Origin of the sequence: Christiangramia gaetbulicola, assembly GCF_003054225.1 — a bacterium.
Lineage (GTDB): Bacteria > Bacteroidota > Bacteroidia > Flavobacteriales > Flavobacteriaceae > Christiangramia > Christiangramia gaetbulicola.
In genome coordinates, this window is sequence record NZ_QBKQ01000002.1 from 406,332 (window position 1) to 426,053 (window position 19,722).

Annotated in this window: 20 protein-coding genes; 8 read left to right on the top strand and 12 right to left on the bottom strand. The window is 38.4% G+C overall.

Going from position 1 to position 19,722, the window contains the following annotated elements:
- Positions 1-46 precede the first annotated feature (46 nt).
- The 4 genes from gcvT to C8P64_RS08480 all read left to right on the top strand — a co-directional run bounded on the left by gcvT (position 47) and on the right by C8P64_RS08480 (position 3,154).
- On the top strand, positions 47-1,129 hold the full coding sequence (gene gcvT, locus C8P64_RS08465; RefSeq protein WP_108171639.1) for a glycine cleavage system aminomethyltransferase GcvT: 1,083 nt from the start codon (positions 47-49) through the stop codon (positions 1,127-1,129).
- Between the two features lie 5 nt (positions 1,130-1,134).
- Entirely contained in the window at positions 1,135-1,950 is an 816-nt protein-coding gene (locus C8P64_RS08470) for a sugar nucleotide-binding protein (protein WP_108171640.1), read from the top strand.
- Positions 1,951-2,036: 86 nt separating this feature from the next.
- Complete coding sequence (locus tag C8P64_RS08475; protein WP_108171641.1) at positions 2,037-2,327, top strand: 4a-hydroxytetrahydrobiopterin dehydratase; 291 nt, start codon at positions 2,037-2,039, stop codon at positions 2,325-2,327.
- A gap of 95 nt (positions 2,328-2,422) precedes the next feature.
- A complete protein-coding gene (locus C8P64_RS08480; protein ID WP_108171642.1) occupies positions 2,423-3,154 on the top strand; it encodes a YebC/PmpR family DNA-binding transcriptional regulator in 732 nt (243 codons plus the stop codon).
- Here C8P64_RS08480 and C8P64_RS08485 read toward each other — a convergent pair whose 3' ends face one another.
- Positions 3,155-3,694, bottom strand: coding sequence for a 1-acyl-sn-glycerol-3-phosphate acyltransferase (locus C8P64_RS08485; protein WP_108171643.1), 540 nt, complete (start codon positions 3,692-3,694; stop codon positions 3,155-3,157).
- 7 nt (positions 3,695-3,701) lie between these two features.
- Positions 3,702-4,901 carry a proline dehydrogenase family protein gene (locus C8P64_RS08490; RefSeq protein WP_108171644.1) on the bottom strand — a complete coding sequence of 400 codons (1,200 nt, stop codon included), beginning with the start codon at positions 4,899-4,901 and terminating at the stop codon, positions 3,702-3,704.
- 88 nt (positions 4,902-4,989) lie between these two features.
- Here C8P64_RS08490 and aroB point away from each other — a divergent pair, with 88 nt between their 5' ends.
- Positions 4,990-6,060, top strand: coding sequence for a 3-dehydroquinate synthase (aroB, locus tag C8P64_RS08495; RefSeq protein ID WP_108171645.1), 1,071 nt, complete (start codon positions 4,990-4,992; stop codon positions 6,058-6,060).
- A gap of 90 nt (positions 6,061-6,150) precedes the next feature.
- On the top strand, positions 6,151-6,456 hold the full coding sequence (locus C8P64_RS08500) for a hypothetical protein (RefSeq protein WP_108171646.1): 306 nt from the start codon (positions 6,151-6,153) through the stop codon (positions 6,454-6,456).
- A gap of 67 nt (positions 6,457-6,523) precedes the next feature.
- Here C8P64_RS08500 and C8P64_RS08505 read toward each other — a convergent pair whose 3' ends face one another.
- From C8P64_RS08505 to C8P64_RS08530, 6 genes are all read right to left on the bottom strand, one after another.
- Positions 6,524-7,072: a type 1 glutamine amidotransferase domain-containing protein gene (locus C8P64_RS08505; protein ID WP_108171647.1), complete on the bottom strand. Its 549-nt coding sequence runs from the start codon at positions 7,070-7,072 to the stop codon at positions 6,524-6,526.
- 100 nt (positions 7,073-7,172) lie between these two features.
- Positions 7,173-8,183, bottom strand: coding sequence for a YihY/virulence factor BrkB family protein (locus tag C8P64_RS08510; RefSeq protein ID WP_108171648.1), 1,011 nt, complete (start codon positions 8,181-8,183; stop codon positions 7,173-7,175).
- The gene (locus C8P64_RS08515) at positions 8,183-8,701 is read right to left on the bottom strand and encodes a DinB family protein (RefSeq protein WP_108171649.1); all 519 of its coding nucleotides are present in this window, start codon (positions 8,699-8,701) and stop codon (positions 8,183-8,185) included. The genes C8P64_RS08510 and C8P64_RS08515 overlap by 1 nt, the downstream gene beginning before the upstream one ends.
- Positions 8,702-11,275, bottom strand: a complete 2,574-nt coding sequence (locus tag C8P64_RS08520) for a phosphoenolpyruvate carboxylase (protein WP_108171650.1) — start codon at positions 11,273-11,275, stop codon at positions 8,702-8,704.
- A 94-nt stretch (positions 11,276-11,369) separates the two neighbouring features.
- On the bottom strand, positions 11,370-11,849 hold the full coding sequence (locus C8P64_RS08525; RefSeq protein WP_108171651.1) for an Lrp/AsnC family transcriptional regulator: 480 nt from the start codon (positions 11,847-11,849) through the stop codon (positions 11,370-11,372).
- Positions 11,850-11,921: 72 nt separating this feature from the next.
- Positions 11,922-13,088 (bottom strand): M14 family zinc carboxypeptidase, encoded by a 1,167-nt coding sequence (locus C8P64_RS08530; protein WP_108171652.1) that lies wholly within the window; start codon positions 13,086-13,088, stop codon positions 11,922-11,924.
- 280 nt (positions 13,089-13,368) lie between these two features.
- On the opposite strand from C8P64_RS08530, the gene C8P64_RS08535 reads away from it, so the two are divergent.
- Entirely contained in the window at positions 13,369-13,788 is a 420-nt protein-coding gene (locus C8P64_RS08535) for a helix-turn-helix domain-containing protein (RefSeq protein ID WP_108171653.1), read from the top strand.
- 31 nt (positions 13,789-13,819) lie between these two features.
- Entirely contained in the window at positions 13,820-14,194 is a 375-nt protein-coding gene (locus C8P64_RS08540; protein ID WP_108171654.1) for a DNA topoisomerase IV, read from the top strand.
- Here C8P64_RS08540 and mscL read toward each other — a convergent pair.
- The 4 genes from mscL to C8P64_RS08560 are packed head-to-tail and all read right to left on the bottom strand — an operon-like array spanning position 14,191 to position 19,638.
- Positions 14,191-14,637 carry a large conductance mechanosensitive channel protein MscL gene (gene mscL, locus C8P64_RS08545; protein ID WP_108171655.1) on the bottom strand — a complete coding sequence of 149 codons (447 nt, stop codon included), beginning with the start codon at positions 14,635-14,637 and terminating at the stop codon, positions 14,191-14,193. The genes C8P64_RS08540 and mscL overlap by 4 nt on opposite strands.
- Positions 14,637-17,285: a DNA gyrase/topoisomerase IV subunit A gene (locus C8P64_RS08550; protein ID WP_108171656.1), complete on the bottom strand. Its 2,649-nt coding sequence runs from the start codon at positions 17,283-17,285 to the stop codon at positions 14,637-14,639. Before C8P64_RS08550 ends, mscL begins: the two co-directional genes overlap by 1 nt.
- Positions 17,285-17,779, bottom strand: a complete 495-nt coding sequence (locus C8P64_RS08555) for a hypothetical protein (RefSeq protein ID WP_108171657.1) — start codon at positions 17,777-17,779, stop codon at positions 17,285-17,287. The genes C8P64_RS08550 and C8P64_RS08555 overlap by 1 nt, the downstream gene beginning before the upstream one ends.
- Positions 17,776-19,638 (bottom strand): DNA topoisomerase IV subunit B, encoded by a 1,863-nt coding sequence (locus tag C8P64_RS08560; RefSeq protein ID WP_108171658.1) that lies wholly within the window; start codon positions 19,636-19,638, stop codon positions 17,776-17,778. The genes C8P64_RS08555 and C8P64_RS08560 overlap by 4 nt, the downstream gene beginning before the upstream one ends.
- Between the last annotated feature and the right edge of the window lie 84 nt (positions 19,639-19,722).

The following is a 19,722-nucleotide window of genomic DNA, read 5'->3' on the forward strand; positions in this document are numbered from 1 at the left end:
TGTATTCTTCCCGAATTGAATAAATTTGCGCAAATTTTTGAAAATAATGAAAGAAATAGCCCTGTCTGAAAAGCATAAAGAATTAAACGCCAAAATGGTTCCGTTTGCCGGTTTCAACATGCCCGTATCCTACGAAGGTGTAAATATCGAACATGAAACAGTAAGAAAGAATCTTGGAGTTTTTGACGTTTCTCACATGGGTGAATTTCTAATTTCCGGGGAGCACGCACTGGACCTTATCCAGAAGATAAGCTCTAATGACGCATCGAAACTTGTTGACGGAAAAGCCCAGTATTCCTGTATGCCGAATGAGGATGGAGGTATCGTAGACGATCTTATCATTTATCGCTTAGAGGCTGAAAAGTATCTTCTAGTGGTAAATGCTTCTAATATAGAAAAAGACTGGAACTGGATCGCACATCATAATACTATGGATGCCACTATGCGTGATCTTAGTGACGAGATGTCTCTTTTAGCTATCCAGGGACCTAAAGCTGCGGAAGCCATGCAATCCCTTACAGATATTGATCTTGCGAATATGAAGTTCTATACTTTTGAAATAGGCAGGTTCGCAGATGTAGAAAAAGTGATCGTTTCAGCAACCGGATACACAGGTAGTGGTGGTTTTGAGATCTATTTCAAGAATGAAGATGCAGAGCAGATCTGGGATGCGGTTATGAAAGCCGGAAAAGATTTCGGAATTAAACCAATTGGGCTGGCTGCAAGAGATACCTTGCGACTGGAAATGGGATATTGCCTTTATGGTAATGATATAGACGATACTACCTCACCTATTGAGGCTGGTCTCGGCTGGATCACCAAATTTACGAAAGACTTCATTAATAGTGAAGAGCTTAAAAAGCAGAAAGAAAACGGACCTAAGCGCAAATTAGTTGCTTTTGAACTGGATGAAAGAGGAATTCCTCGTCAGGGTTATGATATCGTAGACGAGAATGGTAAGAAAATTGGAGAGGTAACTTCGGGCACCATGTCCCCTTCCCTTGAAAAAGGAATAGGTCTGGGATATGTACCAACTGATATTGCAGGTGTGGGAAATAAAATTTCTATTCAAATACGTAAAAAAGCGGTTTCTGCGACTCAGGTAAAATTGCCCTTTTATAAAGGATAATTTATTTGAAACGAATACTCATTTTAGGAGCTAGCGGATTTATAGGCAATGCCTTGTATAAAGAGCTATGCTCCTATTTTGATACTCATGGTACTTACCATAGTGAGAATGATTTTTTCGAGAATAACCATCAGTTCCATCAATTTGATATGGAAACTGAGAACATAGAGATCCTTCTCGAAAATCTAAGACCTAATGTGATCATTTCTGCTTTGCGGGGTGATTTCGATTCCCAGGTAGCTACACATTTTTCCATTATCAATCACATCCTGAAGTATAATTCGAAACTAATTTTCATTAGTTCGGCTAATGTTTTTGATGCTTTTACCAATTACCCTTCTTACGAATACGATAAAACCTTAAGCCAAAGTGTATATGGCAGGTTCAAGATCAAGATCGAGAATGCTTTATTAAGGCTGCCCAACCATAAATACAATATCGTAAGATTACCTATGGTTTTCGGGAAGGCTTCGCCAAGAATCAAACAAATAAAAACCATTATAGATCTTGGTGAACCCCTTGAGGTATTTCCGAATGTTGTTATAAACGCCACCGAGATACTCAAGGTCACGCAGCAATTTCATTATATCATAAACCGGAACAGGCAAGGCGTTTTTCATCTTGGCAGTACAGACCTGATCCATCAAAGGGATTTTATCAATGATCTTTGCGTGGAGCTGGGTTATGAAAATCCGCTATTTAAGAATGTCTACGACTCCAACTACGACAGGTTTCTGGCAGTATTACCAAAAGACAACAAGCTACCAAAGAATTTACAGATCACTATAAGCCAGGTAATAGAAGCTTCTACCAGGCTTTAGCTGTTAATCTTATAATAAAGACACCTAATCCCCTTTCTTTTCGCGGCTTAATTTCTAACTTTAAGAGAAACCAAAAGATTAAAGCAATGAAAAAATTAAGCGAAGACGAAATTCACAATAAACTGAAAGACTTTGATGGCTGGACTTACGCCAAAGGTGCCATACATACATCTTTCCAATTTGAAAACTTTAAGGAAGCTTTTACCGTCATGACCAGGATAGCTTTTGAAGCTGAGGCGCAACAACATCATCCTAACTGGGGAAATGTCTATAATCAATTAGAGATATCCCTTTCTACTCACGATGCAGACGGGGTTACTGAAAAAGATTTCAAACTTGCACGGACTATTGAGGATATTATTGAAGCCACCGGCTGATCTTAATTATTTTCAGAAATACATCAGCTCCTGATTTTACAATGTGAATTAGGAGCTTTTTTTATATTTTTGCCCGAATCTAATTTTATTGAACCATGGGAAGAGCATTCGAATTTCGAAAAGCACGTAAAATGAAACGTTGGTCTGCAATGTCCAAAGCCTTTACCAGAATTGGTAAGGATATAGTAATGGCAGTTAAAGAAGGTGGACCAGATCCCGATACCAATGCGAAATTGCGCGCCGTAATTCAAAATGCGAAAAGCGTGAATATGCCTAAAGATAATGTTGAACGCGCTATTAAACGCGCTTCAGATAAATCCCAGGGCGATTATAAGATCGTGCTTTTTGAAGGTTATGCACCTCATGGAATCGCGGTATTGGTAGAGACAGCGACAGATAATAACAATCGTACCGTAGCGAATATCCGTTCACATTTCAACAAGTGTGACGGTAACCTTGGAACTTCAGGATCTGTGGAATTCATGTTCGACCATACCTGTAATTTCAGAATTAATGCTGAAGGACTAGACCCGGAAGAACTAGAACTGGAATTAATAGATTTTGGAGCCGAAGAAGTTTTTCAAGACGAAGATGGAATACATATCTATGCGCCTTTTGAATATTTTGGCGCAATCCAGAAAGAACTTGAAAATCGCGAAATAGAAATCCTTTCTTCTGGTTTCGAAAGAATTCCGCAGGTAACTAAATCCCTGAATGAGGAACAAACTGCAGATGTGGAGAAATTACTTGAAAAATTAGAGGAGGATGATGACGTGCAAAACGTGTATCACACCATGGAGGCTTCTGAAGATGAAGCTGAAGAGTAACTAGAAATTTTCAGGGATCTTCCCCTGAACTCTATTATAAAAACTGAAAATCTCAGTATAATCTTTTTCAAAATCTCCGGTTGGCCAATAGGCATCGGAGATTTTTACTTTTTTAGTACCATAGTCAAAGGCTACCCTTATAATCGGGACTTCAGCTTTTAATGCGATATAATAAAAACCTGTTCTCCATTTATCGGTCTTTTGCCTGGTCCCTTCAGGAGACATTGCTAACCTAAAGATGTCCTTTTCTTTAAAGATCTGGGCAATGGCATCAACTTTATTCTTATTTCCGCTACGGTCTATGGGCGAACCGCCAACCATTTTAAAATACCAGCCAAAGGGTGGTTTAAAAAGTTCTTTTTTACCCACAAAGTTTATCTGGATATCCATTATCTTACGAACAAGGATTCCGATAAGAAAATCATAGGAACTCGTATGCGGAGCAACTATAAAGACGCACTTCTTTATCGCCGGATCAAAATCACTCTCGAGCTTCCAACCGAGGATCTTATAAAAAACAACTTTTGCTATCCGGCGCATTTGTTAATTATTCGCGATGGTGTTTGGTAGATTTATCTCCTTTACGTCTTTTTTTCTCTTCTCTTAACAAAGATAACTCTCTACCGGTTTGACCTTTAACTGAGGTATTTTCCTGAGCACGTCTCAATAAATAAGGTACAACATCTCTCACAGGACCAAACGGAACCAGTTTAACGGCATTATATCCTTTTCTAGCCAGGTTATAACTAATATGATCACTCATCCCGTATAACTGACTAAACCAGATCCTTTTATCATCTAAAGAAAGACCTTTATCTTCCATGATCTGTAGGGCCAGGTAACTACTTACCTCGTTATGAGTACCAATAAATACTGATATATCTTCTAAATGATTTAGACAGTATGAAAGTACGCTATTAAAGTTAACATCTGTCGCCTCTTTACTTTCGCATATTGGTGAAGGGTATCCAAGCTTCTTCGCACGGGCATTTTCCTTTTCCATATAAGCTCCACGAACGATCTTTGCCCCTACTTTAAAACCTTCTTCCTTACCTTTCTTATGCAGATCTTTTAAATAATCCAGCCTGTCCCAACGATAACATTGCAGCGTGTTGAAAATAAGAACTTCCTCCTTATTGTACTTTCTCATCATTTCTTCCATGAGATCATCTGCAGCAGTCTGCATCCAGGTTTCCTCACCATCGGCATAAAGTCTCACTTTAAGTTCATGAGCACGGCTACAAAGCGTATCCACTCTTTTCTGAACTCGCTCCCACTCCTCTTTCTCTTCATCTGTAAGGCTGATTTTCTCACTTACCTTTTCCCAGATCTCGAATCTCCCGATACCTGTAGGCTTGAACATCGCGAAAGTAACTTCATCACTCTTTTTGGCATATTCAATAAGACTTAACTTCTTCTCCATAGCTGAATCGAACTCTTCCTCAGTCTTTTTTCCTTCTACAGAATAGTCCAGGATACTATGCAGGTTTTCATCATACATTTCTCTGGTCACCGGTTTACAATCTTCTTCGGTAACGCCCCCACAAAACTGTTCAAAAATGGTCTTCTTGATCAGGGTCTCTACAGGTAAATGTAATTTTAGAGATAACTTAGTTAGTGCAGTACCGGCTTTAACCAATGATGAATAGTTCATCATGCTGAATAAAAATATGGCTCTATCCAGTTCAGTATTAGACTTAAGCTTGAAAGCCGATTTAGTGTTATTGAAGATTTTCTTATTTATCATTTCGCGCTGTTAATCGCGCAAATATAATTATTGAATATGATAAAATTCATAAATTCTCTTTAATTTCCCCCGCACAAATCCTAATAAAATGAACGATTTAACGGCATCTTTGAATCCTGTGCTGTATGCAGAAAAAGGCTATGAAGAACTTAATGGTTTTCTTGATACTGAAAAGCCTTCTAAAATATTCATACTTGTAGATAGTAATACCCATTCTTATTGTCTTTCAAAATTTCTTCAGAAAATAGAAACCGATATCATTACTGAAGTGATCGAGATCGAAGCAGGCGAAGAAAATAAAAACCTGCAAACCTGCGAAGGAGTCTGGAATGCTTTATCTGAACTGGAAGCAGATCGCAAAAGCTTGATGATAAACCTTGGCGGTGGAGTGGTCACCGATCTTGGCGGATTTGTAGCTTCTACCTTTAAAAGAGGAATCAGGTTTATCAATATTCCCACTACTCTATTATCTATGGTAGATGCTTCGGTTGGAGGTAAAACCGGGGTCGACCTGGGAAATCTAAAGAACCAGATAGGTGTGATCATTCAACCAGAAATGGTCCTAATCGATTCAGCTTATTTAGAAACCCTGTCACCACAGGAAATGAGAAGCGGCCTGGCTGAAATACTGAAACATGGATTGATCGCCAGCGAAGATTACTGGAACAAGGTTACTAACCTTGCAGAACTTGACCTTTCAGACCTTGATGATATAATAAAAGAATCTGTAGATATCAAGGCAGAGATCGTGACCAAAGATCCTTTTGAAAAGAATATCCGTAAAACCTTAAATTATGGCCATACCCTGGGGCATGCCATAGAATCTTATTGTTTAACTCACCCTGAAAAGAACAAACTTCTGCACGGTGAGGCCATTGCTGCAGGAATGATCCTGGAAAGCTATATATCTTTTGAATTACAGAACTTCCCTGAAACCAAGCTTCAGCATATAAATGAAGTGATTAAGAAAATGTATGGAAAAGAAACTTTTTCTGCAGGGGATATCTCGCAAATAAAAGACCTGATGAAATTCGATAAAAAGAATGAAAGAGGGAATATTAATTTCGTACTTCTAAAAGATATCGGCGAACCCATAATAGACATTATCGTTCCAAATGAGATCATCGATAAGGCATTCCAATACTATTTAAACAATTGATTTTAAACTATTTAAAATTTTAAATATTTAGGGATTATGTTTTGCTTGTAATTTGATTTTTTATTTATACTTGCATAAACCAATTACACTATGAAAAGGATAATCGTAGATTATAAAAAGCTTACTCCAGAAATATTAAGCATGTTAGTGGACAAGTATCCTGATGGCTATGATGATGACCAGGTCATCTCTTTTAAAAATGCCAAAAATGAAACTGTAGATGCTATTGAAGTGCGTACAGACGACACTATTTACCTGGTTAAAGTAAGCACACGTTTAGAGAATACCATGGCTAATTTTGATGAGGATGATTATGATGATTCAGATTATAACGATCCAATTGTAGATATTCCGGAAAAAGATGATGAAGATCTGGATGAAGATGCAGACAAATAGTCTAATAGAGATAAAAAAAAGGAGCGTAAATACGCTCCTTTTTCTTTCTAGCAATTTTTATAAGATCTTAGGCATGTTGTAGATCGTGCTTACCTTCTTTGATCTCTTCGATCACTTTTGCATTAAATGCAGGTAAATCGTTTGGATTTCTACTGGTAACAAAGGCTTCGTCTACTACAACTTCTTCATCTACCCATAGTGCTCCGGCATTTTCAACATCTTTTCTAATTGAATTGAAAGATGTCATTGTTCTGCCCTTCACTACATCTGCACTAATCAATGTCCATGGTGCATGGCAGATTGCGCCTACTGGTTTACTTTGTTTAAAAAAGTCTCTTACGAAGATCAAAGCAGATTCTTCACGTCTTAATTTATCTGGATTAATCACTCCTCCTGGTAATACCAGCCCATTATAATCTTTAGCTGAAACTTCATCAAGGCTATAATCTACATCGAAATCCTTACCCCAGTTATCCTTATCCCAGGATTTGATCTTTCCTTTTTTAAGACTTACAATATCAACTTTAAATCCTTCTTTCTCCATTGCTTCTTTTGGAGAGGCCAACTCACTTTCTTCAAATCCATCTGTGGCCAAAATCGCAATTCTCTTTTTCATAATAAAATTTAAATTTTTGGTTCTTTCAAATATAACAAGCAACCAAGGGAAATTATATTAAGAGCCTACTAAAACTAGGGCGACTTACGTTAAACCTTTATTAAGACTGGGCTTTATCGCTGTCTGAAGTCTCTTTTTCGTCCAGATCCAGGTGAGATTTGAGCCGGTCCAGAATATGCTTTTCATCTTTAAGTTCCATCTTTCTCTGCTCCAGCTTTTCCATTTCCTGGTAGATCGCCGGTTCCCCGAATCTATTAGGAACAACCTTCTCTTTCCGAAGTAAGGCATACTGAACCGTAAATTCTGCTCCAAAGAATAAAATAAGGCAGGTGAAATAAACCCATAATAAGATAAGCACTACAGAAGATGCTCCGCCGTAAACAGAACCCGGTGAACTTTGCCCGAAATAAAAACTTATGGCAGATTCACCTAACAGGAATAATACTGCTGTTAATCCAGCTCCTACGTAAGTGGTTCGTATTCTAATTTTAATATCTGGCAGCAATTTGAAGATCGCCGCGAAAAGGGTGGTAATTATTATAAAAGAAAGACCGTAATTGGCGATATTGACCATAAACCCGGTTATATCTGGGAAAAAATTCTCTACTTCCCCGGCTATCATTTTAAGCAGAGCGGAAATCACCATGGCAATAAGCAATAACAGCCCCAGAACGAAAACCATTCCCAAAGAGATCACCCTGTCTAGTACCAGGCGCATAAAATTGGTCTTTTTGGCCGCAACGTTCCATATATTGTTCATGGCTATTTTCAGCTGGAAAAATACACCGGTAGCACCAAAGATCAGCATGGAGAGACCAAATATCAAAGCGAGGGTCGAATCCTGGCTTAAGGCCGCATTTTCGATCATGGTTTCTACCGCGTTAGCGGTATCCTCCCCTATAAATTCTGAGATTTCTCCGGTTAAACGACCCTGGACAGCTTCTCTCCCAAAGAAATAACCAGCAATGCTAACAACTATTATTAGTAAAGAAGGCAATGAGAACAAAGCGTAGTATGCGATGGTGGCACTTTTCGCGTAGGCTCCGTTCTTTTCCCAGCTTTGGTAGGATTTCTTTAAAAGTTTCAGGAATATTTTAATGCTTTTCCACATTAAAGATACCTGTTCTTTATGATGTCCTTATGGTGTTTAGCATGGCCTACCATAATAAAACCTATAGCCCGGGGTGACGCATTCACATCATTCATATTACCTATGATCTTCAGCATCGTATCTGTAAAGCTCTTATAAAGGTAAATTCCAGATTGTCTTACAGCTTTAAACTCTTCGATTAGACCTGCACCTGTTCTATGCTCTGCCCCGGCATTCAATACATAAAGATCATGATCGAAACCAGGTAATGCCTTTTGTTCATTCCTGGCAAAGCAAAGTGCCCTGTACTGGAAAATCCTTTCGGTATCGATTATATGTTGTACCATATCCAGTAAACTCCATTTATCAGGCTGATAACGGTGGTTCCATCTTTCTGAAGGAATGCTTTTAAAAAACTCTATCATTTCTTCGGTGTTATCCTGAAGACTTGAAATGAGTTCTGCTTCATCATCTAACCTATCGATATACCCGGAATAGAACTCCCCGAATTCACCCTTGGTCAATTGTGATTTTTTCATTTATGCTGAATTTCTACTTGCATTAATATTACCATAAAGAGACCTGGTCACTATCTTCTCATAGATCTCGATCTTCTTCTCAGCACCCTCAGGCTGTTTATTTAATTGCTGTAAAGTTCTTAAAGCGTGTTGCTGAATGGTCAAAAGAGGCAATACGATACGTTCTCTGGCTTCGATAGAAGCTTTTCCCGCAGGTTGGTTCTGCATTAATTTGTCATAACCAGTTACCTTCAATAACATTTTCTTAGAGCGTTCAAACTCTTCATGGATCAGCTGCCAGAACTCCCCGAACTCCTCATCATTTTTCATATAAGCAGTTAAAGGAAAGAATGACTTGGTAAGGCTCATCATACTATTTTCCAGTAAAGTCCTGAAAAATTCTGAATTATCATATAGCTGTTTTACCCTATCGAACTGCCCTTCTTTCTCCATCTTTTCCATAGCAGTTCCAACGCCGAAGAATCCCGGAACATTTTGCTTTAACTGGCTCCAGCTACCCACGAAAGGAATTGCCCTAAGGTCTGAAAGATTCAATTCCGCAGATTTATTACGCTTAGAAGGCCTGCTCCCAATATTGGTCTTGGCATAATACTTAAGCGTACTCATTTTTTCAAGGTAAGGTATAAACCTTGGATGCTTTTTAAAATTAGTATAGGTCTCATAACTCACTTCAGCAAGCTCGCTCATGGTCTTCCTGTCCTCATCCTTCAATTCGTTCTTACCATTGCTGAATATCTCATTAGAAACTCCGGAACTTAATAATTGTTCCAGGTTATAAGCACATGAATCTTTTGTTCCGAAATTAGAACTAATCGTTTGTCCCTGAACCGTAAGCTGAATTTCTTCATTTTCTATTGATGGCCCTAAAGATGCATAAAACTGGTGTGTTTTACCACCACCTCTTGCCGGTGGTCCACCTCTACCATCAAAAAAGACCACTTTAATTCCGTATTCCCTGGATATCTTGGTAAGAGCCTCTTTAGCTTTGAAAATACTCCAGTTAGCCATTAAATATCCACCATCCTTGGTTCCATCACTAAAACCTAACATAATGGTTTGTTTATTCCCGCGTCTTTCCAGATGTTCTTTATAAACCGGATTGGTATATAATGTTTCCATCACATTATGAGCAGCCTGAAGATCTGGAACGGTTTCAAATAAAGGAACCACATCTACACTTGGCTTTTCCCAACCGGTCATTCTTATAAAAGCGAATGGTTGCAAAACACCTTGCGGACTTCCACAATTACTAATAATATACCTGTTCGCTCCCTGCTCTCCACTTTGCTCCTGAATTTCCTGCATGGCATAGATCGAAGAGATCGTTGCTTTCCCCATACCTTCTTCAAATTCTTCAGGATCTATCTTAGCAGTAACATTACTCAAGATCTCGATTTGCTTTTTATCATCCAACTGGTTGAAATCAGAAGGAATAAGATCTGGCTTCAACTTAATGATCTCATCAAGAACTTCCTGGTGGATACTGGAATCCTGACGAATGTCCAGCGTGGCGAAATGATAACCAAAAAGATTAACCTTATTAATCATATCGTCTAATTCATCAATGAATAAAGACTGATGTTTTTCTTCAAGTATAGTTTTGATCTTATACAGTTTACGTTTTAGATCCTCAAGTGGTAGTTTAATACTTCCAGATTTAGAAACTGCAGAATCATAAAGACCTTTTTCGATTTTGGCCATTAGTTCATGCACCTCTCTAAAGGTCAATCTTCTTTTCAACTCTCTTACATCGCGGTAGTAATTGAGCAATATAGTTTTTCGTAATCTTTTAGCGACTCTCAGGGTAATATCTGTAGTGACAAAAGGATTCCCATCACGATCACCCCCAGGCCAGAAACCAAGATTGATTACCTGGTTACCTACATCTTCCCCATCAAAAATATTTTGTTGTATATAATTATGGATCTTACTGGCACTCTGATAAAACACATTCTCAAAATACCAGATCAAATTAACCGCCTCGTCGTAAGGAGTTGGTTTTTCTTTTTTGAAAAATGGCGTTTTACCTAATTGGGCAAGTAATTGCTTGATTCTTACCAGGTCGTTCTTACGTATAGCCTGATCCAGATCTGTTATGATCCCTAGAACAGTACCAGGATAAAATTGCGTTGGATGCGCGGTAAGAGTTGGCCTAACCTTAAACCTTTTGAGATACTCCTTCAATTCTCCTACTTTCTGCTTAGCCTCAGCCTCTTCCTTAACACTACGCAGGGTACCACGACCGTCCATATTATTAACTATGGAAAAAGAAGCGTCCTCGATCGCATCAAAAAGCACAACCTGCCTTTCTATGTACTGAATGAACCTGAAAAGAAGGTCAATCTTCTCCTCTTCGGTTGGATTCTCACCATATTTGTCGAAAAAGCGCTGAACTATCTCTGACGGATTCTCGTTATTCTTGAATCCAGCCTCACAAATTTCCTGAAAAAGTGGCAATAAGGCTCCGGTCTTTTTAATTTCATCATACGGCAGGGTTAAAAAGATACTATTATAAACCTGGTATTTTGCAAGCACGTTGTCATTAAATCTATCTAATCTCGGTTCTCTGTGCATAATTAATTTTTAGGGTGGTCAATTTTTTTAAATTTATAAAAAAACCCTTTAAACAAAGAAGTCTAAAGGGTCTTTAATAAAAGTTTAGGACTGTCTACATCTCTTTAAAAATGGAATGCATCAATCGTTTTTTATCATTAATACTCTCTTCTAGAGAAATCATGGTTTCTGTTCTATAAACTCCTTCGATATCATCTAACTGAAAGATAATTTCCTTTGCATGCTGCGTGTTCTTCGCACGGATCTTGCAAAAAACATTGAACTTGCCAGTTGTAACGTGGGCCACGGTCACAAATGGGATCTCGTTGATTCTTTCAAGCACAAATTTTGTTTGAGAGGTATTTTTAAGGAAAACACCAACATACGCGATGAAAGCATATCCTAATTTCTTGTAATCCAGGGTTAAAGACGAGCCTATGATAATTCCGGCTTCCTCCATCTTCTTAACTCTAACGTGAACTGTACCGGCAGAAATAAGAAGTTTCTTAGCAATATCTGTAAATGGTGTCCTAGTATTCTCAATAAGCATATCAAGAATCTGGTGGTCTGTTTCGTCTAATTTAAACTTGGCCATTTTAAAGTTCTTTTTTTAATGAACTTCAAAATTAATACAAAATCATTGAATTATTGTCAATTAATTGGACATTTATTGATATTTAACCTGTAATTTCTCATTATTTAAGATAATTTTATTAACTACAACGTTTTCGTCAATTTTAGCTCCATCAGGTAGCTTAACCGCGCTATTGGCCGCATCTATTTCTCTATGAGCGTATTTTGGAATTTTCCCCTTGATTTCTTCTATCACCGGAACATAATTCACCTTTCCCTCCTTTAACTCTTCTTTGAACTGAATGCTTATATCTACAGATCTACCCTCAACCAAAGCATTTCTTATAATCAAATCATTAAAAAGCTTCTTATTCTCTGGAATATTAAAGTAATCTTCATAAGCTGCAACATCATAGGAATTGCCAGCGATTTGATAAATACAGGAAAACAGCGCCTTAGACACGTAGTGTCTGGTGCGTTCTCTTTCATAATCGCCTGGGAAATAACCTGCCTCGAATAGGATTGTAGGAATCGAAAGATTTTGAAAGGTATCCCCGGCACAATTAATATTAAAGGCATCATCATATCTCCCGATCTTTCCTTTAAGGTCATTAGAAAGATCTTTTGCCATCCCAGCGATCAAACTCATGCTTTGCTTCCTGAAATCATCAATACTTCGCTCCTGATCCTTAGATGGAGTTAAAAATGAAAGTGTAGCAGGCTCAGAAGTTTCGCCTGCACTGAAAATAGTTCGCTGATCATGCAGATTCAAACAAAAATCGGGTTTGATCCTATGAAACTGCTCCATTAAAAGTCGGCTTTCCGGCTGACTTAGATCCTTCATGTCGCGATTTAGATCAACTTTATTCGCATTTACCCGGGTGTAAGCCTCGGCTCCGTCAGGATTCAGAATAGGGATTATATATATAGTGCAATTATTTAAGATCTCAGAAAGAACCCGTTCATCTTCTTTTAGATGGAAAGCATTTAACAGGTCGAAAACAGCTTTTGTAGTTGTTCCTTCATTTCCGTGCATCTGTGACCAGGCTAGAATTTTGGTTTCACCTTTTCCAAGAGTGATCATTCTGATCGATCTTTTTTCAAAAGACTGGCCAATTTCTTTCAATTCGAATTTACCGGGAACAGTTTTTAAAAACAATTCCAGATCCTTATTTGTAATATATCTGCCGGTTACTTTTTCGAATTTTACTTGAGAATAAAAGTCATCCTGAAACAAATCTTTAAGCTCTTCATTTTTCATGTTTACAAAACTAAACAATGTATATTTTACAATTGTAAACACGTAAATTTACTGTTGTTGTAAACAATTGTAAACACCGACACCAGGCCAATACCAGTCTGCCTTGGAAATAATCCTACAATAATTTTCTAAACATTTAAATAGTTGATTTTTAGTAGTTTAATTATGTTTAACTAAAGTTTTTGTTTGCGTTGTTATTAATTGTTTACAGATGTAACAGTGTATTCTTGTAAATATTATTTACATTTGTAAATGTAATTCACAACCTAATAATGTTACAATGGTAAACACTGAAAAGTTCGCTTCGCGACTGAATAAGATCCTTGATTTTTATGATCTATCGGCCGCTGCTTTTGCCGATAAAATTGAAGTTGGGCGCTCCTCTATTTCACATATTCTATCTGGCAGAAACAAACCAAGTCTGGACTTTGTGATGAAGGTTGTGCAGAATTTTCCGGAGGTAGAATTATACTGGTTGCTAAATGGAAAAGGTAAATTTCCAGCAGGTGAAGATGCAAAGACAGAAATCGAAAAACCCAGCATCGAAGAAAAGCCTGCTGCTCCATCCTTAAATTATCAGCCTGCTCAAAATGTTTCGCAGGAACAAGCTCCCTCTTTTCCATCAGGTAAACCTGGAAAGGAAATTAAGAAGATCGTTATATTTTATGCAGACGGAAGTTTTGAAGCCTTCGAAAATTGATTATTCCGCCTAAATTGAATTATTTTGCGGTATGAAGAAAATAACCGCTTTATTCAGTCTTTTGCTTTTATGCTCCTGTTTTAATGCAGAAAGGAATTGCCAGGATTATAGAACAGGAACTTACGAATTTGAGAGTTTTATTAATGGTGAATTAGTGACTTCCCGTTTTATTAGAAATGACAGTATAGAGATCGAGAAGTTCCAGGGGAAGACAGATACTTCCAGCGTTCGCTGGATTAATGAGTGCGAATATATTCTAAGGAATACCAATCCTGCAGGTATGGCTGAAGAAAAGCCGATACACATAAAAATACTTACTACAACCAAAGATGGTTATACGTTTGAGTATGGACAGGTAGGCAGCTCAAAAAAGGCCAAGGGAAAAGTGAATAAAGTTTCTAACTAACCCTGCCTTTCCCTTAATAACTTATTCTGCTCTTCCATCTTATCATTTAAACTGGATAGCAGCTCGATATCTTTAGGAGTTACCACTTTAGTATTCTTGGGATCCTGGGCCTTATTGCGAAAGCGGTTCATGAACTTCACTACCAGGAAAACAACAAAACCAATAACCAGGAAATCTATTAAGGTCTCGATCAAAAGACCGTAGCCTATAGAAACTTCCTCGGCAAAACCTGGCTCTCCCTGAATTCCGGAAGCGTCCTGAAGGATTATTTTCCTGTCGGCATAATTTACACCATTGGTCAACATGCTAAGTGGCGGCATGATCACCTGTTTTACCAGCACATCTACCACTTTATTAAAGGCGGTACCAATAATAATACCCACCGCCATGTCTATCATATTGCCTTTTACGGCAAATTCTTTAAACTCCTTGAATATTCCCATTACTCATCAAAAAGAGATGGTTGCCCATCAGAATTCTTTCCTTTTTCAGGTGCTTTTATCTTACCTGCTTTTATATCCTCCCCGCTGATCTCTTCGTTTTCTTCAGAATCTTCATCTTCATTTTCCTCATCCTCATTTTCCGGTTCCTCGTATGGAATTGGATCAAGAAGATTTATCTGGTTCACTTTATCTGAAGTCAGCTGATTTCCTAAAGCCTTGATACCTTTAACCGCAATAAATTCGGCAAGATTTACTTCTTCGTTTTCACGGCGTTCTTTTCCTTTTGGCTTGGTATAAACAACTTCTGCCATTGGATAATAATCTGTAGAAACGATCTCAAGGAACGAATCTTCGTGGTCTGAAATGAATTTTTCCTCCTTGTCTGGGTGTTCTATAATGAAACGTTTCACATAATAACGTTCCTTTTCAGGTTCCCAGTAAATAGCTGAAATAGGCTTGTCTTTCACCCATTTCTCCAGAACGATGATCTCGTTATCGAACCTGGTAGTTAGTTCAGGCTTGATAGTTTTTGCAACTCCATCCTGAGTAACTATCAATAAACGGTCTTCTCCTCTAAATTCACCAAGAAGTTCTCCTCGTTCATCAACATTTAATCTCTTAACTGTATCATCGAACCAGATCCTGCGAGGTTTTAGGGTAGAAACCCCTTCCTCTTTCATCTCGATGCGTTTTACAGAATACTTGGTGACAATATTTCCTTTTACGTTTCGACCTTTGATAAGGACATCTGCGAAATCAAGATCAAACTTAACCTTCCTGATGCTTCCTACCTGACGAAGTAAAACGGTAACCACTTCAGCTTCACCATTCGGATTTGCAGAGAAATAAAGAACTTTAGAATCCTTTTTACCCTGGCTAAGATCATATTCACGATCCCTGGTCACCGAGGTAACTGCGAAACGTTTCACATAAGTATTCCCTGCTTTCCCGTCACGGTACACCATATTATAGATGGTGCGTTTATCTTTTTTCTTGAAAATAGCCACATGGATAATATCCTTTCCAATAAAGGTTTTACTGTCCACCTTAGTAACCATCATCTTACCATCTGCTGTAAAACAGATAACATCATCGATATCTGAACAGTCGGTAACATACTCATCCTTTTTCAAGGCAGTACCTACAAATCCTTCAGCGCGGTTCACGTAAAGCTTGGTGTTTCTAATTACTACCTTGGTAGCTTCAATATCTTCAAAAAGTCTCAGTTCCGTTTTTCTTTCTCTTCCGGTTCCGTAGTCTTTCTTAAGTTTTTTGAAATAATCTATCGCGAAGTCCACGATATTATCCAGGTGATGTTTCACCTGGGCAATTTCTCCTTCTAAAGCATCGATCTTCTGTTGCGCCTTATCTATATCGAATTTTGAAATTCTTTTGATTCGAATTTCAGTCAGTCTCACAATATCCTCTTCGGTTACCGCTCTTTTTAAATGTTTCGTGTGAGGTTTTAAACCTTTGTCTATCGCCTCGATAACACCTTCCCATGTTTCTTCTTCCTCTATATCGCGATAAATACGATTTTCAATAAAGATCCTTTCCAGAGACGCAAAATGCCATTGTTCCTCGAGTTCATCTAATTTGATCTCAAGTTCACGCTTAAGCAAATGCAACGTATGATCTGTAGATCTCCTTAGCACTTCAGATACTCCTAGGAATATTGGCTTATGATCTATGATCACACAACCCAATGGCGCTAAAGAATTTTCACATTGAGTGAAAGCGTAAAGTGCATCAATGGTTTTATCTGGAGATATATTATTTGGTAAATGGATGAGGATCTCAACTTCAGCAGCCGTGTTATCCTCGATCTTTTTAACCTTGATCTTTCCTTTGTCATTAGCCTTAAGAATTGAATCTATAAGACTGGAAGTATTCGTTCCATAAGGGATCTCGTTGATCACCAGCGTGTTTTTATCCAGCTGATTGATCTTAGCCCTTATTCTTACTCTACCCCCACGTTTCCCGTCATTGTAATTGGAAACATCTGCAATTCCGCCAGTTGGGAAATCAGGGAAAAGTTTAAAACTTTTTCCTTTCAGATGTAAAATGGAAGCGTCTATAAGTTCATTAAAGTTATGCGGAAGAAATCTTGTACTCAATCCTACGGCAATACCTTCAGCTCCCTGAGCCAGTAGCATTGGGAATTTCACCGGAAGATTCACCGGTTCTTTCTTTCTACCATCGTAAGAAAGTTGCCATTCAGTAAGTTTAGGACTAAAAAGAACCTCTAAAGCAAATTTTGATAGCCTCGCCTCGATATAACGGGGAGCTGCTGCCCGGTCACCTGTAAGAATATTTCCCCAGTTACCCTGGGTATCTATAAGGATATCCTTCTGGCCTATCTGTACCATGGCATCACCAATACTGGCATCACCATGAGGGTGATACTGCATGGTATGTCCAACGATATTCGCCACCTTGTTGTAACGACCGTCATCAAGATCCTTCATGGAGTGCATGATACGTCGCTGTACAGGTTTAAATCCGTCTTCGATTGCAGGTACCGCCCGTTCCAGGATCACGTATGAAGCATAATCCAGGAACCAGTCTTTGTACATGCCGGTTACCTTTATAAGTTCTTCTTTACTTTCAAACTGCTCTTCCTGAGCTCCTTCTTGGTTTTCTTCCATTAGGCAGTAACTTTAGGAGTGGTCTCTAATACCTTGTTCAAGGAATCAACCATCCCCCTTTTCTTTTTTCGGGTTAAAAATGTAGTATTGAATGTATATTTTCTATAGCCTCTTTTTCTTCTGGAACTAATGTAAATGGTAAGGGCCGAATAGATCCCAAAATCTACAAACTTGAATTTTCCAAGTTTCCGTTTAGGGAATTCAGCCTTTTTTACACGATATTCCATGAACTTAGAAAAGAAGACGCCATTATTCTTAAAATTCAGGGTCTCGCCATCGCTGTCGAATTCGAAGACCTGACCAATTCTATGCACATATAAACCAATCAATAAGGTGACGATATTTGGAAGAAAATGGCTGAAACTTAACTCCTGTTCAGTTTCAGAAGAAGCCATGATTTCGATATTCACAAATACGTTGGTGACAAATACCGCTACAAGAACGATATAAATAGACGGTATTATCTTGACCTCATTTCTATTGGTAAATCTCATATTCCAAGCTCTTCAACCAGGTCAAGTTCAAATTTCAGGTTTTCGATAATAAATTCCTGACGGTCTGGTGTGTTCTTACCCATATAGAAACTCAGCATTTCTTCGATAGACTTATCCTTGTCTAACATTACAGGGTCTAAACGGATATTTTCCCCAATGAAATGAACAAATTCATCCGGAGAAATTTCACCCAAACCTTTAAATCGGGTGATCTCTGGTTTACCCGAAAGTTTCTCAATAGCCTGCTTACGCTCCATTTCACTGTAACAATAAATGGTTTCTTTTTTGTTACGCACTCTGAATAATGGGGTTTGCAGAATATATAAGTGATTTTCCTTAATAAGCTCTGGGAAGAACTGAAGGAAAAATGTGATCAATAATAGTCGAATATGCATACCATCCACATCGGCATCGGTCGCGATCACGATATTATGATATCTCAGGTCTTCCAGAGATTCTTCAATATTCAGCGCCGCTTGCAGCAGGTTGAACTCTTCATTTTCGTAAACGATCTTTTTTGAAAGACCGTAACTATTAAGCGGTTTACCCTTTAAACTGAAAACCGCCTGGGTAACCACATCCCTGCTTTTGGTAATGGACCCACTTGCAGAATCACCCTCGGTAATGAAAAGGGTAGTTTCTAAACAACGCTCGTGCTTGCTATCGCCAAGATGAACCCGGCAATCCCTTAATTTCTTATTATGAAGACTGGCTTTTTTAGCCCTGTCTTTCGCAAGTTTTCTAATTCCGGAAAGGTCTTTACGCTCTCTTTCAGCCTGAAGAATTTTGCGCTGAAGATTCTCGGCAGTTTCAGGATTCTTATGAAGGTAATTATCAAGGTGCCTTTTTACGAAATCATTGATATAGGTTCTTACCGTAGGTAATTCTCCACCCATATCTGTAGAACCTAGTTTTGTCTTCGTCTGACTTTCGAAAACCGGTTCCATTACTTTTATACTAATAGCAGCAACAATAGATTTTCTAATATCACTGGCCTCATAATTTTTTCCGTAGAATTCACGAATGGTCTTTACCACGGCCTCTCTGAACGCGGCCAGGTGCGTACCCCCCTGGGAAGTATTTTGACCATTCACAAAAGAATGATATTCTTCGCTATACTGGGATTTACTGTGCGTGATCGCTGCTTCGATATCCTCACCTTTGAGGTGAATGATAGGGTAAAGCATATCATCTTCATGAATACTATCTCCCAGAAGATCTTTCAATCCATTTTCAGAATAGAACTTTTCTCCATTAAAAACTATCGTTAACCCCGGATTGAGATACACATAGTTCTTAAGCATTTTCTCGATATATTCATTTCTGAACTTATAATTCTTGAAAATCACTTCATCTGGAATAAAAGTGATCTTGGTTCCTCTTCGGCGGGAAGTTTCATCAAGATGCTCCTCCTCCATCAAATTACCCTGCTCAAATTCGGCAGCGTGACTTTTTGAATCCCTGGAGGATTCCACACGAAAATATGAGGAAAGCGCGTTAACTGCTTTGGTACCAACACCGTTTAAACCTACAGACTTTTTAAAAGCCCTGGTATCATACTTACCACCGGTGTTCATCTTGGAAACTACATCTACAACCTTTCCAAGAGGGATACCCCTACCAAAGTCACGAACGATGACCCGTTGATTCTGCACAGAGATCTCAATAGTTTTCCCGGCGCCCATCACGAACTCATCAATACTGTTATCTATAACTTCTTTTAAAAGTATATATATCCCATCATCCTGACTAGAACCATCTCCAAGCTTCCCGATATACATTCCGGGACGCATACGAATATGCTCCTTCCAGTCTAATGACCGAATATTATCTTCGGTATATTTAGTATTCTCGCTCATAAGTAGTCATGGAGTTATGGCCTAAATATAAGGCTATAGCTTAAAAATTGAAATAGATAATGCGTAAAGTAATTAACAAAGATT

Coding starts and splice junctions, on each gene's coding strand:
- C8P64_RS08555 (WP_108171657.1), bottom strand. CDS start 17,779: ATGAGATTTACCAATAGAAATGAGGTCAAGATAATACCGTCTATTTAT.
- C8P64_RS08535 (WP_108171653.1), top strand. CDS start 13,369: ATGGTAAACACTGAAAAGTTCGCTTCGCGACTGAATAAGATCCTTGAT.
- C8P64_RS08525 (WP_108171651.1), bottom strand. CDS start 11,849: ATGGCCAAGTTTAAATTAGACGAAACAGACCACCAGATTCTTGATATG.
- C8P64_RS08550 (WP_108171656.1), bottom strand. CDS start 17,285: ATGGAAGAAAACCAAGAAGGAGCTCAGGAAGAGCAGTTTGAAAGTAAA.
- C8P64_RS08485 (WP_108171643.1), bottom strand. CDS start 3,694: ATGCGCCGGATAGCAAAAGTTGTTTTTTATAAGATCCTCGGTTGGAAG.
- C8P64_RS08475 (WP_108171641.1), top strand. CDS start 2,037: ATGAAAAAATTAAGCGAAGACGAAATTCACAATAAACTGAAAGACTTT.
- C8P64_RS08560 (WP_108171658.1), bottom strand. CDS start 19,638: ATGAGCGAGAATACTAAATATACCGAAGATAATATTCGGTCATTAGAC.
- C8P64_RS08480 (WP_108171642.1), top strand. CDS start 2,423: ATGGGAAGAGCATTCGAATTTCGAAAAGCACGTAAAATGAAACGTTGG.
- C8P64_RS08510 (WP_108171648.1), bottom strand. CDS start 8,183: ATGTGGAAAAGCATTAAAATATTCCTGAAACTTTTAAAGAAATCCTAC.
- C8P64_RS08530 (WP_108171652.1), bottom strand. CDS start 13,088: ATGAAAAATGAAGAGCTTAAAGATTTGTTTCAGGATGACTTTTATTCT.
- mscL (WP_108171655.1), bottom strand. CDS start 14,637: ATGGGAATATTCAAGGAGTTTAAAGAATTTGCCGTAAAAGGCAATATG.
- C8P64_RS08500 (WP_108171646.1), top strand. CDS start 6,151: ATGAAAAGGATAATCGTAGATTATAAAAAGCTTACTCCAGAAATATTA.
- C8P64_RS08490 (WP_108171644.1), bottom strand. CDS start 4,901: ATGATAAATAAGAAAATCTTCAATAACACTAAATCGGCTTTCAAGCTT.
- C8P64_RS08515 (WP_108171649.1), bottom strand. CDS start 8,701: ATGAAAAAATCACAATTGACCAAGGGTGAATTCGGGGAGTTCTATTCC.
- C8P64_RS08505 (WP_108171647.1), bottom strand. CDS start 7,072: ATGAAAAAGAGAATTGCGATTTTGGCCACAGATGGATTTGAAGAAAGT.
- aroB (WP_108171645.1), top strand. CDS start 4,990: ATGAACGATTTAACGGCATCTTTGAATCCTGTGCTGTATGCAGAAAAA.
- C8P64_RS08520 (WP_108171650.1), bottom strand. CDS start 11,275: ATGCACAGAGAACCGAGATTAGATAGATTTAATGACAACGTGCTTGCA.
- C8P64_RS08540 (WP_108171654.1), top strand. CDS start 13,820: ATGAAGAAAATAACCGCTTTATTCAGTCTTTTGCTTTTATGCTCCTGT.
- gcvT (WP_108171639.1), top strand. CDS start 47: ATGAAAGAAATAGCCCTGTCTGAAAAGCATAAAGAATTAAACGCCAAA.